Raw genomic sequence first — 13,953 nt, forward strand, 5'->3', positions numbered from 1 at the left:
AGTTCAATGGTCACACGCTCGGACCGGGTCGCCGATCTCGAAGAGGCACTCGCCGCCACCGTCACCTTCACCAAGGACCCCGACGACGACAGCTGGATGATCGGCCACACCCCGACACAGACACTGCACGTACGGATGGGCAACTTCCCGGAAGAAGAGCTGTGGTCACTGTGGCTCGGCGACGATCGGTGGATGGACTTCACCACCCCGCCGCCCGGTTGGAGTTTGAAATTGAGTCCAGGTTGGCCCTCGACCGCCCGGCCGCGGCTGCCCAAAGGCGAGTTCCATGCATAGTCTGCGCTTGGACGGGCGTTCGAAGCTAAATGTGCGGTCGAGTTATTCGCGGTCCGAATCGTCCAGTTGGTCGGCGCGTGGGCCTACCAGGTCGGGGTGGGTATCGATGAACCGGGCGAGCCCCTCCCCTACCGACCTACCGGGTCTGATCTCCTGGTCGCGAATCGCCTCTCTGAATACGTCCTTCGCCCCTGTTGCGAGCTTCACGGAACCGTTACGGATGAACGGGAAGGGATACTTCTCCGCACAGTCGATGAGTGCCGAGGTCATATCCATCATCAGTAAGTAGACAGTCGCCGCGTCCAAGCCCGTCCGCTTGGTCACTTCGTCGAGAGTTTTTGCCATCTCACCGTAGAAGGTGAGATCACCGTCGCCGTTCGGGAGTGTGATCAGGATCCGCTCCGCACGCGGGTCGTAGTCGATCTCCGCGTCGAACAGCTCACGCACGCGACCGATCAGCACCTGGACTCCGCTGAGTTCTCTTTCGTGCCGCTGCGACCGGGCGATCGTTCGGGCCCGAATCCGAGCCAGCCCGTTCGCATCCAGCAGGTTGTCAGTCGGGAACCGGACAGTGCTCTTCTTAGTCTTCCTGCTCGTCGGTGGCCAGTCGAGGGACTGGGCGATGTCCCAATAGGTCTCGTCCCGTTCGGCATCCCACAGCGTCAGCACCACCGGTTGCGAGAAGTTCTCCCAGCTTTCCAAGTGATGTCGCTCGAATTTTCTATGCGAGATATAGCGACCATCCTTGCTCCGAAACTTCGAGCCGCGCTTGACATGCTTGGCTTGCACGAAGAACAGGTATGGCGTCGCGACGCCGTCATCGAAGATTCGGACCTGCAAGTCCTCTCCGTAGTCGCTGGTGGTCAGTTCCTCCACTGTCCATCCCACCGTGAGGAAGGCGCTGCGGAGCTTCACAATTGCGATTTCCGCATTGACGTGCGAGTCGGGTCTGCGCGGGGGCAACGCGAATCTCCTTACGCGAGTGGAAATCTCACTGCCACGAACAATCAGGATACGCGGCCAGGTCGACACACTGCAGGTATCGAGGAGAAGACAGGTTTATCAGTGCGCCAGCACCTTCGGGGCGGTGGGCGGGCGCACGCTACACCGGCGGCGTGGGCGGTCAAGCCGCGTGTGCCGGACATCGTGCGTGCCAACAGATCGACAGCGGACCCGGTCGTGGGTTTCTCGGCTTGACCGCCCACTGACGCCGCCGGTGTCTACGCGTTGCGCCCACCGCCCCGAAGGCGCGGCGCGAACATCATTATTTGGGTTGTCGCACTGCGCTTGTCGGGCTTGTCCTATTGAGGAGTCCGATTATGTCGTCGTCCGAAATTGTGCTCAAGGAACCCGGTCACTTCATTGCCGCTGTACCCGCGATGCTGGGCTTCGTCCCGGAGCGGTCGTTGGTGGTTGCTCTGCTGCGACAGGCACCTGACCGCACGCACGAAGTCCAACTCGTCGCTCGTCTCGATCTGCCGACCGCCGGTGATGACTATGCGCAACTCCCGCACCGCATTGCGGACGTGTGCGGTAGGTCCGGTGTCGTCGCCGCGCTGGCGGTGATCGTCGATGACCGCACCTCGCGACCCGGCGAGGGTCGTGACGGCGGTGCTGCCGATCACCGCCCGCTGGTCGATGCTTTACAGGATCGCCTGGCCGGTTGCGATGTCGTTCTCGCTGGTGCATGGGGGGTGTCGCGGATTGGTGATACCGCCGAGTGGTGGAACATCGAATTACCGCAGTGCCATGGTCTTGTGCCGGATCCGTCGGCGTCGCAGGTCGCGGCGACCCGCGTTTTCGATGGTCTGGCTCTGCGATCCTCGCGGGAGGAGTTGGCTGATTCGATCGCTGTCGACGAGGCGATTCGAGAACAGGTGTCCGCCGCTCTGCCGATTGCGGTCGCCGAGGCGCATCGCCGGTTTGTTCGTGCGATCGAGATCAACAATCCCGATGCCTACAGCAGGATGGCGTTGTGGCAGGTGATGTCGGTCATCACCCAGGCCCGCGATCTGGTCGAGATCTCGCCGCGTACGATCGCCGAAGTCGCTGTCGCACTGCGTGATCCCGCTGTTCGCGACGTCATGTTCGGTGTCGGGGGTGGTACGCACGCGCGGGCGGCGGAGGATCTGTGGGGTGTTCTGACGCGTGCCCTGCCGGATCCGGATCGGGCCGAATCGGCCATGTTGCTGGGGTTCAGCGCGTATCTGCGTGGCGATGGTGTGCTGGCCGGGATCGCCTTGGAGCAGGCGCTGGCTTCGGATCCTGAGCATCGCATGGCTGTCCTGCTCGATATTGGGTTGCAGACGGCGATGCCGCCGGCCCGGTTGGACAAGCTCGTGCGCGCTGGTATCGAAGCCGCCGCTGAGCTGCGCATCGATATCGGTATCGCCGCCACCGATTCCGGTATGGAGGTCCTGCGATGAGCGTGGATCGTCTGGCGTGGGCGTTGCTGGCTCGCGCGGCATCGGGTCCGTGTGGCCCGTTGGTGTCGCTGATCGATCAGGTCGGTCCCAGCCGGGCAGTGCTGATGCTGCAGTCCGGTGGTCTGGCGGTGGATCAGCAGATCCTCGATCGCGGTGCTGGCGGTCTGCACGTGGCGGCACGGGATCTGGACATGATGGAGCGTGTCGGTGGTCGATTGGTGACTCCCGAGGATGAGGAGTGGCCACCTTTGCTGGGGTGTCTGCCCTCGTGTTCGGACAACGCCGGTGATGTACCTCCGGTGGCGTTGTGGGTCCGCGGGAATCGTTCATTGCGGGAGATCACCGACCGTGCGATCGCGGTGATCGGAGCACGAGCGAGCACCGAGTACGGCAATCATGTCGCCGCACAGATCGCCGGTGATCTCGCCGGTTCGGGCTGGACAGTGGTGGCCGGTGCGGCGTTCGGTATCGACGCCGCCGCGCATCGGGCGGCGATGGCTGTAGGTGGGGTGACTGTGGCGGTGATGCCGTGCGGGCTCGACCGCCCGTATCCGACCGCGCACGGCCGGCTGCTGGATTCGATCGCCGACAACGGGCTCGTCCTCACCGAGTACCCGCCTGGTGCGACCGTTCGTCGGGAGAGCTTCCTCGACCGCAATCGTCTGGTCGCGGCATTGTCGCAGGCGACAGTGGCGGTCGAGGCCGGCAGGCGTTCGGGAACGGCGTCCACGTTGCGGTGGGCGGGGCGTTTCGGGCGGTCGGTGTTCGCGGTGCCGGGGCCGGTGACCTCGGCGGCGTCGGCGGGTTGTCACCGATTCATTGCCGAGGGTGGTGCGCAGTTGGTGACCTGTGCCGAGGACATCCGTCAGGCGCTGCTCGAACGACCGCCGCTCGGCATGGCAGCAACGCCGGTGAATACGCCGCCCGCATCGCAGGGAGGGATTCGATGACGACCGTTGCGCACGGCGCTGATCCGGTGCGGGTGTGGTCGATCTGTCTGGGCGGCACCAACTCCGGCGCGTTATTGCCGGTGAGCGCCCAGCTCGACACCTCCCTGGAACCGTCCACGACCGGGATCACGCGTGAGGCGCGGGATCGGGTGCGGGCGGCGATCTGCAATGGCGGGCACCAGTTCCCGAGCGGGCGGCTGGTCGTCTCGGCTCCGGTACCCGCGCAGTGCCGCGCCGACCTAGCCGATCTGGCGGTCGCGGTCGCGATCGCGTCCACCCACGGGTCGATTCCAGCACGCGCACTGGCCGACACTGTGTTCATCGGGCAACTCGGGCTCGACGGCCGGGTAAGCGCGCCCGTCGGGTTGGCGCAGGTGGTGCGCATGGTGCGGCAGGCCGGTCTCGGCCGGGTCGTCGTTCCCAGTGAGCACGCGGGCCGGCTCTCACGGACCGCGGGAGTCGAGGTGTTCACTGCGCCGACGCTCTCGGCGGTGCTGGCCTGGGTCTGCGATCCCCGCCGGCACCCGCACACGCGGGTGCCGCAACCGCGTGACCGCCTCGGTGTGCCTGCCGATGCGGGAGTGCGGGAGGCGGTGCAGGTGTGTGCCGCCGGTGGACATCACCTCGCTGTCACCGGCGCAGCAGGCGCACCGACCCTGGTGCCAGTGCACTATCTGCATGCGCTGCTTCCCCCGTTGTCCCGTCGCCATGCTCTCGACGCGGCGAGACTACGTGCCCGGACGGAGGTGACATGTGTGTCACCGCTGCCGCTGACACCACCCCTGCGAGAGCTGCACCATTCCGCGTCCTGGCGCACCGTGTTCGGCACCGCCGAGGCTGCCGGTGCGGCGGCACGAGCGCATCAGGGCGTGCTGGCCTGCGCGGAGTCCCCGCACCTCGATTCCAGGCTTCGCTGCGCGCTGGCAACGCTGACCCGAGACGGGACCGTCAGGTTCAGCGGCGCTGAGCAATTCAACGTCCACCCTGCCCATTTCCAGCTGGCGATGACCGGCCATGACTGTGTCTGCAAGAACACCGGTCATCGCCCACCACCGCCAGCGCATGTGTGTTGCCGGTGGCCGCGTGATGACCTCGACGGGTGCATTGATGTGCGGGTTCGTGTCCAGCCTGGCGCAGTCGAAACAGGTTCCCGCGCAAATCTTTCCGGCCGAGAGCGCGTGCACACCGCGCGCCGGATTGCCGCGCACCGGTGGTCGCGGCTCGGGGTGCTGACCAACGCACGGGTTCCCGTCGATGCGCTGCGCGGCGTTCTCGGCGTGCGATCGCCGCTGGTACGAGAACTGGACCGGCTCACCGGAACCGGGGCGCTTACCGCGCCGCAGGCCGGGGCGGTACTGGCTGTGGCATGGACGTTGTGCGACCTGCGCGAAGCAGTCGCACCCACTGTCGATGATCTGGAGCGCGCGCTGCGCTTACGCCGCCCTCTGTGACTGCGCGGCAACAGTAATCGGCCGTGTGTGACCGATTGGCGTGATCGGTTGTGTGTACCGGTTTTGTGTCCTGCGGGTGGTCGGTGGGGCGGCGCGCACGCTACACCGGCGGCGCGGGCGGTCAAGCCGCGCCGAGCCACGCACGGCGGGCATCAACTGTCACAGGAGTGGCACCGATTGGCAGTGCGACGGCTTGACCGCCCACTCTCGCCGCCGGTGTCCGCGTAAAGCGCCCCACCGACCACACCCGCACGGCGCGACCGCCACCAGGTCGTTGCGGGTGTGGCTGGTCCCGGGCGCCTTGCCGTCGGCTGGCGTGGGCATGTCGTCGTGGCCCACGCCAGCCGATCACCATCCGCAACCTCACCACCCATCCAGTACGGCGAGCCTCGCGCCCGTGCGGAGTAGTTGGTGAATTCCCCTCACTTTCAAGGAGTTTCAATCGAATGTCCAAGCTCACCAAACAGGCTGAGGTCGATCATCGGCGAGGGTGCTGCCTGGTCGATCAGCGGCGGGATTTGTCCGAGGAGGAGAAGGAATTCGTTCTCGATCATTGGCAGGAATCCGCGCAGCGGACCAGTCAATGCCGGGATGGGGCGTTCTTCACCCCCACCGGGCTGGCGTCGGAGTTCACGTTGCACGTAATCGGTTCGCGTGTCCTGGATTTGGGTGCCGGAATCGGCGCGTTGGCGTTCGCCTGCCATCGGGCGTTGATGTTCGCGCACCGGTTCGAAGGGCTACCGCTTCCCGACATCGTGTGTGTGGAGTCCAATCCCGAGTATGTGCGGGTCGGGATGAAGGTGCTGCCCGAGGCGGTCTGGATATGCGAAGACCTCCTGCGGTTGCCACGAATGCGGTTGCAGCCCTTCGATACTGCGGTCGCCAACCCGCCCTACGGTCCGGTGCCACGGTGCACGGACGCACCTTCCTATCGCGGTCCTCGGCTCGAATACCACACGATCGCGGTAGCCGCCCAGCTCGCCCGACACGGGGTGTTCCTGATCCCGCAGCAGTCAGCCCCTTTCGCCTACAGTGGCCGATCCGAGATGCGCTGGGGCACAGACGATGCCGAATACACCCGATTCTCCGCGTCCACCGGTATCACCTTGCGGCCCACGTGCGGTGTCGATACCGCGCACTACCGCAATGACTGGAGACACCCGCCACCGCAGACCGAACTTGTCCTCGCCGATTTCACCGCGCCCACCGTGCTGCGCCCGACCCGCGCCCTTCGCCCGTTCGGACAGCAAGCCCGCTGACTTCACACCTGTTTCCTGTCCATCTCATCTAAGGAGATTTCCCGATGTCGGGATACCGAAATCCACAGGGCAGCACCGTGATCGTGCAACGGGAAGGTCCGTTGCTGCATGTCACGCTGTCTCGTTCGTTCGATGATCCGCCGATCTCCGAATCGAGCTGGTCAGCTCAACTCGCTGCGGCAGCGCGCCGTGAACTCGGCGGTCAGGCTCGCCGGGTCTCGTCCGGTGGGGCTCTCACGAGCGACGCCACGGGCGGTCGGAGGGAGCGTCGCTGCGCGACCTACATGATCGATTCGGCGTTCACCGTCACCGATCGCGGTGACGAGGTCCACGTGGTGGTGTCCGGCCCGCTTACCGATGACGGTGCCCGCGCGCTCACCGCACGGCTTCCGCTCGACTTCGTGGTGCGTCGCCACGCAGATGCGTGGTGGATTGCCCGCGGCGACAGCATGCTGCACAAGCTCGCTGTCGGCGTGAAAGTCGTTGTGGCACTGCCGCCGCGCTGCGAGCTGGCCGAACATTTCGGCCAGGGCATCCTCGCCGCCACCCGCACGACTGTCCGAGGATCGATGGCCCCTTTTCTCACGGTTGCACATGCGTGCAGTGCGCATACTCCGACCCCGGAGCAGATCCTCGCGCACAACCGCGCCCAGGGCGAGACGGTCGATTCGATCGAGATCACCGATCTGGCCTCCGGCGACACCCTCGCGTCCTGGACGCCCGAGCCGGCCACATCCGGCCAGTAGCTACGTCAAGTGAAACTCACTCCACCAGAAAGGATTCCGAATCGCTATGTCCATTCCTTCCTTCCATGAGGATGCCTACGAGAACTCCTGCGAGCATGGCACCTGCTACACCATCGAACCCACCGACGAGGTCCCCGTCGGCGGGCGCGTGTTCGCCGATATGGCCGAGCACGCCGTGCCGGGCGAGAGCGGGTACGGGCGCCGCCCGAAGATCGTGTTCCGGTTTTTCGGGTTGTCGGTGCACGGCCGCTGGCTGGGGGCGCCGGTCAGTACCGCGGCGTTCCATCCGAACTGGAGCGCTCACGAGCCCGGAATGCCGGTGCTCTGTCTGGGCGAACCCGGTCACCTGGTCGTCGAGGTGGGGCGGTTACTCACCGATCAGCCCGCCCATATCGAGCAGGCGGTACGCACCGTGCTGGTGGCGTTGTCGCGCCGGTTCCTCACCGATCTGCGGGTCGCGCAGTATCGGCAGACCGATGCTGCGCAGCGATGCGACCGTGCTTCGCGCGCACAGGAATTGGCCGAAATGCGTAAAGACATCGCCCGTCTGCGCTACCGCCAAGCGCGCAGTGCGGCCGACGCAGCAGACGCGCTGCTGGCCGCCGTGCGCACCAAGAGCGACTTGTGAAGGGTCGCAGTCCAATTCACGACCTCGGCAACCCTCCGCATCACCCCAATGAATCCAATCCCTGTGAAAGGAAACACTTCTCATGACATTAGACAGTTACGCTCGCCATTTGTCGTTGCAGGATCTGGTGCCGTTGCTCGAGCAGCAGCAGGCAGCCAAGGTCGATGTCGTCGCCTCCGCGTCCTCGATTCGCGCCACCGGCGGGATGATCGAGTTGTTCGGGGTCGGTCCGGTCGTCGATGATCGTGGGGTCGCCTGCGTCGATGGCCTGTACAACCCGACCGGCGCGGCCGACGGGCAGATCGCGGACAAGCTCGGTATCCCGGTGCGCTACCTGCGCCAGTTACGGGAGCGGGGTCGCTTGGACCTGTATGACGGCAACGTCAACGGCTGGCTGCACGGCCCCACCGGGACCGACCTGCCCGAACCCGATGACCGGTCGTTTCTGTTGCGGTTGTTCACCGCTGCCGGCCCGAATCAACCGGGTGTGCTGCGCGCCATGGTGTCGGATCGGTACGGGATCATCGACAACCTCGACGTGCTCACCGCCGTGCTCGAAGGTATCCGTGATGCCGGGGCCGAGACGCAGATCCGGGCCTGCGATCTGACCGATTCCACGATGCACTGCAAGGTGTACTCCCCGCAGATGTCGGCGCTGGCACCACGATTTTTGGCCAACTACCGCAGCGCGTTCGCCAACCCGGAGTTGGAGGCCGAACGTCGCCGTGTCGCAGGCGATCTCGACCGTTGGCGGCCACTCGCCGCACGCGAGGGCCAAGGCTACGAACTCGGCAGTGAGCCGGTGGTGTTCGCCGGGTTCCGGTTCAGCAACGATGAAACCGGCCACCACGCGGTCCGGTTGACCCCGGAGCTGGTGGTGCAGGTTTGCGGTAACGGGCTGACCATCCCGATGTTCGCCCACACCCAACGTCATCTCGGTGAACGCCTGGATGCCGGGGCGGTGTCCTGGTCGCAGGACACGTTGCGCAAGAAGCTCGCGGTCATCACCGCGGAAACTCGTGACCATGTGACGCAGTGGTTGTCGCCGGAGTTCTTCGCCGCCCGGGTCGAGGAACTCGAACACGCTGCCGGTGCTCCGGTCACCCAACCGGACAAGACTCTCGAAACCCTGTCCAAGCGACTGGGTTTCAGCGAAGCCGAGCGGACCGGGATCTTGTCGCATTTCATCGCCGGTGGTCAGCTCACGGCCGCCGGGATCGCCAACGCGGTCACCAGCTACTCCCAGACCATCCCCGACGCCGACCGCGCAGGCGCCCTGGACGATCTGGCCCTGCACGCGATGAGTCTGGTCTGACTCCAATCACCCTGCCACAAATAATGTTTCGTTCAGTAGTTGCTGTAATTCATTCCAGTTCAACCAGTTTCCTTCGGGTGAGACACCGGCAAGCGTTCGGTGCCTCACCCGTTTCTGTCTCCCTAGGAGGTTCGTTTCCATGATCGACACCATGTCCCGTGAGGAGTATCAGCAGGCGGCACATTTCGGGACCGCCGGCCCCGCATCGTGTCTGGAGGAACAGGTGGTCACCACCTGGCGGCGCGATGCCGAGGGGTGGTCGGGCAAGCACTGGCTGTTCTCACCCGCCGACGACGGAATCTGGGTCTTGCACCCGCTCAACGTCAGCAACCGCAAACGCACTTGAACCAGTACCTCCGACGGGCCGAATCCAGCCCGCACACAACGCCATTGGCAAGTAGTTCACTCTGCTCATCCCACGGGCGGGTATCGGAATCTTCGTGATTTCGGTGCCCGCCCTTCCTCTTTCGAAAGGTCCAGGTTCATGTCTACTGCGATCGACACTGCGCTCACCTCCGATCCCCTCCCCGACCTCGACGACGCCGCCGCGGAGGCACCCGTCGTGGTCGAACCGGCCGCGACCGCGCAAACCCCTGCCGAACGGCCCGCGCCCGCGCCGGAGGCGTTGATGTTGCCGCCCGGCGAACTGGTCATCGATGACAATGTCCGAAAGTCTTTCGACCTCGGCGATCACCCCGATGTCACCGATTCGATCCGCCACCGTGGTGTCGAGACACCGGTCAAGGCACACCGGGAACTCGATGGCACGATCACTGTTTTCGAAGGGCAGGTCCGGGTTCTCACCGCGCTGGCCTTCAAGCTGCCGGAGGTCCCGGTGTGGGTCACCCCGGCCCCGGCGGTGTCCCCGGCCGAGCGTGCGATCAACCGCATCGCCGAGCAGATCAATGCCAACGACTGCCGCATCCCGTTGACCGACGGTGACCGTGCGGCCGGGATGACGCAGATGTTCGAATTCGGCGCGTCGCTCACGCGTATCAGTCAGGAGATCGGCCGCAAACGCGATCAAGTCAAGCTCGCGGTGACCGTCGGTGCGAGCGATACCGCGTGCCGCGCAGTCGATTCCGGGCAACTCGACTTCGAGCAGGCCGTGATCCTCGCTGAGTACGAAAAGGTCGGTGACACCGACGCAGTCGCGCGTCTACTGGCCACCTCACAGTCCATGTTCGCCTACGAGGCCAAGCTGATCGCTGGTGAGCGTGCCGAAGCGCGGCAACGGTTCCTCGAATCGCTGTCCTATGCCGCGCACGGCTTCGGGGTGCTCACCCGCGAACCCGCCGCCGACAACGACCGGTTCATCAACTACGAACTGCTGCGCACCACCGACGACCGCGACATCACCGCCGACGATCTGGATGCCACCGCCGCGGACTGGGTGGTGTACCTGTTTCCCACCGATCAGGAAGCCCTGGTCGATGCCGATTCCGGCAGCAGCGTGGACCCCGACACCGTTGACTGGCAAACCCGGGGCCTTCCCGACGCCGTACCCGCCGAAGGAAAGCGTCACGCCGACAGCGTGCACCGCCAGCCGGTGTGGGAACCGACCTGTTATCTGCGTGCCGACCGGTTGAACGAATCGGGGTTCGCGCTCGCGACCGACTTCGACCATGACATCGAAGTCTCCGACAACGACGTCTCCGGCGCGATAGAGGTCGATGACGTTGCCTCCCACTACGAGGAAACCGATGGCACCGGTGTCCCCGAGGACGTGCCTGCGGAGGTCGAAACCGCACAGGACATTCAACGACGTGAGGAAGCCGCGCGAGCCGCCGAGCAACGAGCCGAAGCCGCGCGCGTCACGGCCGAACGGGTAGCGGCCGAACGTATTGCCGCCGAACGTGCCGCGACCGAACGTCGTGAGCAGGAACGCGAGGCCGCTCGGCGGGTGCGGGAGCTCAACAAACAGGGCCAGGCCGCGCTCGAGGCCCGGCGTGAGTACGTCACCGGCTACCTCGCCCGCAAGACCCCGCCGCCGCTCGCGGCGATGTTCATCGCGGAGTCTCTGGCCGACGAACCGGGTCTGCTCAGCGAGTACAACGCCGACCGCACCGCGCACGAGTTGCTCGGTATCACCGGGGGGCGCCGCGAACTGCTCACCGCGATCAGCACCGCGAAACCCGCACGCTGCCAGGTGATCACGCTGGGTCTGGTGCTCGGCGCGTACGAGAAGCGCACCGGCAAGGACGCCTGGCGCTACACCGACCGCGGGGTGCGCCGATACCTGCACTTCCTCGCCGACAACGGCCACCACCTGGCCCCGGTCGAGCAGGCCGCCGCCGGCGATATCGATCCCGGCACCATCGACATCGACTCCTGAACCACTGACCCCACACAGGCGGGCAGGCCCCGGTCGTACCCGAAGCCTGCCTGCCCCTGCTATTCGCGAAGGAGTTCCGTTGTCTTCCAATCGATTCCTCGGCGCCGCCCTGGCCGCGGCAGCGCGAGGCTGGTCTGTCTTTCCCCTGCAACCCCACTCGAAAATCCCCGCGATCAAAAACTGGCCCCAAGAAGCAACTACCGACGAGACACGTATCAAAGAGTTCTGGCCTCCGAAATCGCGGAAGAACGTCGGAATCGCTACCGGCCCCAGCGGCCTGCACGTCATCGATCTCGACACCCACCACGGACTCGACGGCCCCGCTGCCCTCTATCGGCTCGCCACCCAGACCGGTGCACGAGCAACGCTGCTCACCTACTCCGTCGCCACCCCGAACAACGGCCGCCATCTCTACTACCAGGTTCCCGACGGGCTGCACCTGCCCAATACTGCTGGCCTCATCGCACCAGGGATCGATTCGCGCGGCCATGGCGGATACGTCCTCGCCGCCGGCTCGCAGACCGGCGACGGTAATTACCGAGTCCTCACCCCACGGCCGCCCAGCGAGCTGCCCCCGTGGCTCCTGCGGTTGCTCACACCGCCACAATCGCACGCCCCGGCGGCGAACCCCGGTGCGCCGTTATCCCATCCAGGCGCCTATTTGCGCGCCATCGTCGATGCCGAGACCCGCAAGGTCACTGCCGCCGTGCACGGCACCCGCAATACAGCCTTGTTCTGGGCGGCGTTCAGGCTCGGCCGTCTTGTCGGTGGCGGAGAGCTCGACCAGCGCCTCGTTCATGACGGTCTCGCCGCGGCCGCAGCAGTACACATCGGCCACTACCAGTTCACCGCCCGCGAGCTCGAGCGAACCATCACCAGCGGTCTCACCATCGGCGCGCGCCGACCCCGGCACTTGCCGACCGCGACCAACAGCCGTTAGGAACCTCATGGGAAAGGGCACCAGCAAGAGCACCGTGCAACATTTCGACCGATTGCCGGACGGCACCCTCGGTTGCTACCACCTGGGATGCACTGATCCGGCGACCCGCTGGATAGATATGGAGCGCTGGGGAATCCGGCGCTGGCTCTCTACCGCCTATTGCGACAGCCACGGCGACTGGGAGCTCCACGACGGCGAGCACCCGCGCCGAGTCAGGCCCATCACCTAGATCCAGTACCAGCCACCCCGCAAGCCCACTGCCCAGAACAACTCCCTATTCGTGCCGTCTCCCCCGAAGCAGCAGGAAAAGGGCAAGCAAGTGAGTTAGTCGGGTGTCTCCCGGAGTCCCGGCGATCTGCCCCAAGGGGATCAGGGGCGAGCCGGGCAACCGCCGATGAACCTGCGTCACGGGATGGGGACGAGCCTCCGCTGACGCTCCGGTCGCCGCAAAGAGCGCGGCGATCCCCATCCCGCGCCGCAGAACCCCCGCCGGCCCGGCCCACCCCTGATGGCGAAGCCGCAGATCGCCCGGCCTCCGGGGCACCACCCGATCACGGATTTATCCGTATCGCAGTTTCGGAGGGCGCGGCGGTCTGGCTTTATTCATCCCTTCGCATACAGGAGTGCATTGTCATGGCTGGAGAAATCATCGTCACCGTGGTCGGCAACCTCACCGCAGATCCCGAGCACCGCACGTTGCAGAGCGGTCAGGTCGTCGCGAACCTGACCGTCGCCCAGAATTCGCGCGTTTACGATCGCGCGTCCAATGAATGGCGTGATGGCGCAGCGGCATTCATGCGCTGCGTCGTGTGGAACGAGATGGCCGACCACGTCGCGGCGAGCCTGTCCAAGGGCACGCGCGTGATCGTCACCGGGCGGCTGCGTCAGCGCAGCTACGAGGACCGCAACGGGGTCACCCAGTGGATGACGGAGGTCATGGTCGACGACATCGCAGCCTCGGTGCGTTTCACCACGGTCGAAGTCCAGACCGCTGAGGAGGTCGAGCAGCCAGAGGCGCAACCCGCTCGCCGCGGCAAGCGCACCCTCGTGCCCGCCGGAGCCGGGGACCAGCCCGACTTCTGATCGTTCATCAGCGGCGGTGAACCCTGCCATGCAGGGCGCACCGCCGCCGTTCAGCACCGAGTCCGCCCCGCCGTATGCCGTTGGGGCGGACTCGGTTTCGTCTCGAATCCGTTCGGAGGTGGCTTCGATGCCCGCCCACGACACCCCGCACTGTTCCCAGAACGCTGCTGCCCGCGATCTCGCTGCGTGGCCTGTGCTGATCGTTGCCCTTTCCACTCGCCTGCGGGCGGTCGACCTCGAAACCCGCGCACTGGCACAGCGCGTGCACGAGCTGACGCAGGTCCTTGATGACCTTCTCGATGCCGCCGATATCCACGCCCTGTGCGCGCACGAGGAGCGACTGATCGGGCGGGCCCGCTTCTACGACCGATCTCCGCGTGCCACCCGCTGGTGATCGACTCCAATTCTCCCAATCCCGTTATCTACCGGCAGGTATCGACGTGCAATGAAGACAGCTCGCTCCGTACCTGCCGCACTGTCGCAAAGGAGTGTTCTCATGGGCCTGATCTGGCTTGCCGCCATTGCC

15 protein-coding genes are annotated in these 13,953 nt (G+C 65.6%); 14 read left to right on the plus strand and 1 reads right to left on the minus strand.

Annotation, left to right across the window (positions count from 1 at the left end):
- The first annotated feature begins 6 nt into the window (after positions 1-6).
- Complete coding sequence (locus OG716_RS23495) at positions 7-294, plus strand: hypothetical protein (RefSeq protein WP_405132916.1); 288 nt, start codon at positions 7-9, stop codon at positions 292-294.
- Between the two features lie 42 nt (positions 295-336).
- Here OG716_RS23495 and OG716_RS23500 read toward each other — a convergent pair whose 3' ends face one another.
- On the minus strand, positions 337-1,170 hold the full coding sequence (locus OG716_RS23500) for a DUF4365 domain-containing protein (protein WP_405132917.1): 834 nt from the start codon (positions 1,168-1,170) through the stop codon (positions 337-339).
- Positions 1,171-1,613: 443 nt separating this feature from the next.
- Between OG716_RS23500 and OG716_RS23505 the strand changes: the two genes are divergently transcribed.
- From OG716_RS23505 to OG716_RS23565, 13 genes are all read left to right on the plus strand, one after another.
- On the plus strand, positions 1,614-2,720 hold the full coding sequence (locus tag OG716_RS23505) for a DUF4192 domain-containing protein (protein WP_405132918.1): 1,107 nt from the start codon (positions 1,614-1,616) through the stop codon (positions 2,718-2,720).
- Positions 2,717-3,670 (plus strand): DNA-processing protein DprA, encoded by a 954-nt coding sequence (gene dprA, locus OG716_RS23510; RefSeq protein ID WP_405132919.1) that lies wholly within the window; start codon positions 2,717-2,719, stop codon positions 3,668-3,670. Before OG716_RS23505 ends, dprA begins: the two co-directional genes overlap by 4 nt.
- On the plus strand, positions 3,667-5,121 hold the full coding sequence (locus OG716_RS23515) for an ATP-binding protein (protein WP_405132920.1): 1,455 nt from the start codon (positions 3,667-3,669) through the stop codon (positions 5,119-5,121). The genes dprA and OG716_RS23515 overlap by 4 nt, the downstream gene beginning before the upstream one ends.
- 446 nt (positions 5,122-5,567) lie before the next feature.
- Positions 5,568-6,380 (plus strand): methyltransferase, encoded by an 813-nt coding sequence (locus tag OG716_RS23520; RefSeq protein WP_405132921.1) that lies wholly within the window; start codon positions 5,568-5,570, stop codon positions 6,378-6,380.
- 44 nt (positions 6,381-6,424) lie between these two features.
- Complete coding sequence (locus OG716_RS23525) at positions 6,425-7,126, plus strand: hypothetical protein (protein ID WP_405132922.1); 702 nt, start codon at positions 6,425-6,427, stop codon at positions 7,124-7,126.
- 46 nt (positions 7,127-7,172) lie between these two features.
- Complete coding sequence (locus tag OG716_RS23530) at positions 7,173-7,754, plus strand: hypothetical protein (protein WP_405132923.1); 582 nt, start codon at positions 7,173-7,175, stop codon at positions 7,752-7,754.
- An 82-nt stretch (positions 7,755-7,836) separates the two neighbouring features.
- A complete protein-coding gene (locus OG716_RS23535) occupies positions 7,837-9,069 on the plus strand; it encodes a hypothetical protein (protein WP_405132924.1) in 1,233 nt (410 codons plus the stop codon).
- 139 nt (positions 9,070-9,208) lie between these two features.
- Positions 9,209-9,415: a hypothetical protein gene (locus OG716_RS23540; RefSeq protein ID WP_405132925.1), complete on the plus strand. Its 207-nt coding sequence runs from the start codon at positions 9,209-9,211 to the stop codon at positions 9,413-9,415.
- 138 nt (positions 9,416-9,553) lie between these two features.
- Positions 9,554-11,404, plus strand: coding sequence for a ParB/RepB/Spo0J family partition protein (locus OG716_RS23545; protein ID WP_405132926.1), 1,851 nt, complete (start codon positions 9,554-9,556; stop codon positions 11,402-11,404).
- A gap of 79 nt (positions 11,405-11,483) precedes the next feature.
- Positions 11,484-12,344 carry a bifunctional DNA primase/polymerase gene (locus OG716_RS23550; RefSeq protein ID WP_405132927.1) on the plus strand — a complete coding sequence of 287 codons (861 nt, stop codon included), beginning with the start codon at positions 11,484-11,486 and terminating at the stop codon, positions 12,342-12,344.
- 7 nt (positions 12,345-12,351) lie between these two features.
- The gene (locus OG716_RS23555) at positions 12,352-12,573 is read left to right on the plus strand and encodes a hypothetical protein (RefSeq protein WP_405132928.1); all 222 of its coding nucleotides are present in this window, start codon (positions 12,352-12,354) and stop codon (positions 12,571-12,573) included.
- 404 nt (positions 12,574-12,977) lie between these two features.
- A complete protein-coding gene (ssb, locus tag OG716_RS23560; protein ID WP_405132929.1) occupies positions 12,978-13,427 on the plus strand; it encodes a single-stranded DNA-binding protein in 450 nt (149 codons plus the stop codon).
- Positions 13,428-13,554: 127 nt separating this feature from the next.
- Positions 13,555-13,821: a hypothetical protein gene (locus OG716_RS23565; RefSeq protein ID WP_405132930.1), complete on the plus strand. Its 267-nt coding sequence runs from the start codon at positions 13,555-13,557 to the stop codon at positions 13,819-13,821.
- Positions 13,822-13,953: the final 132 nt, after the last annotated feature.

It is taken from the genome of Nocardia sp. NBC_01388, from assembly GCF_045040085.1.
Taxonomy (GTDB): Bacteria; Actinomycetota; Actinomycetes; order Mycobacteriales; family Mycobacteriaceae; genus Nocardia.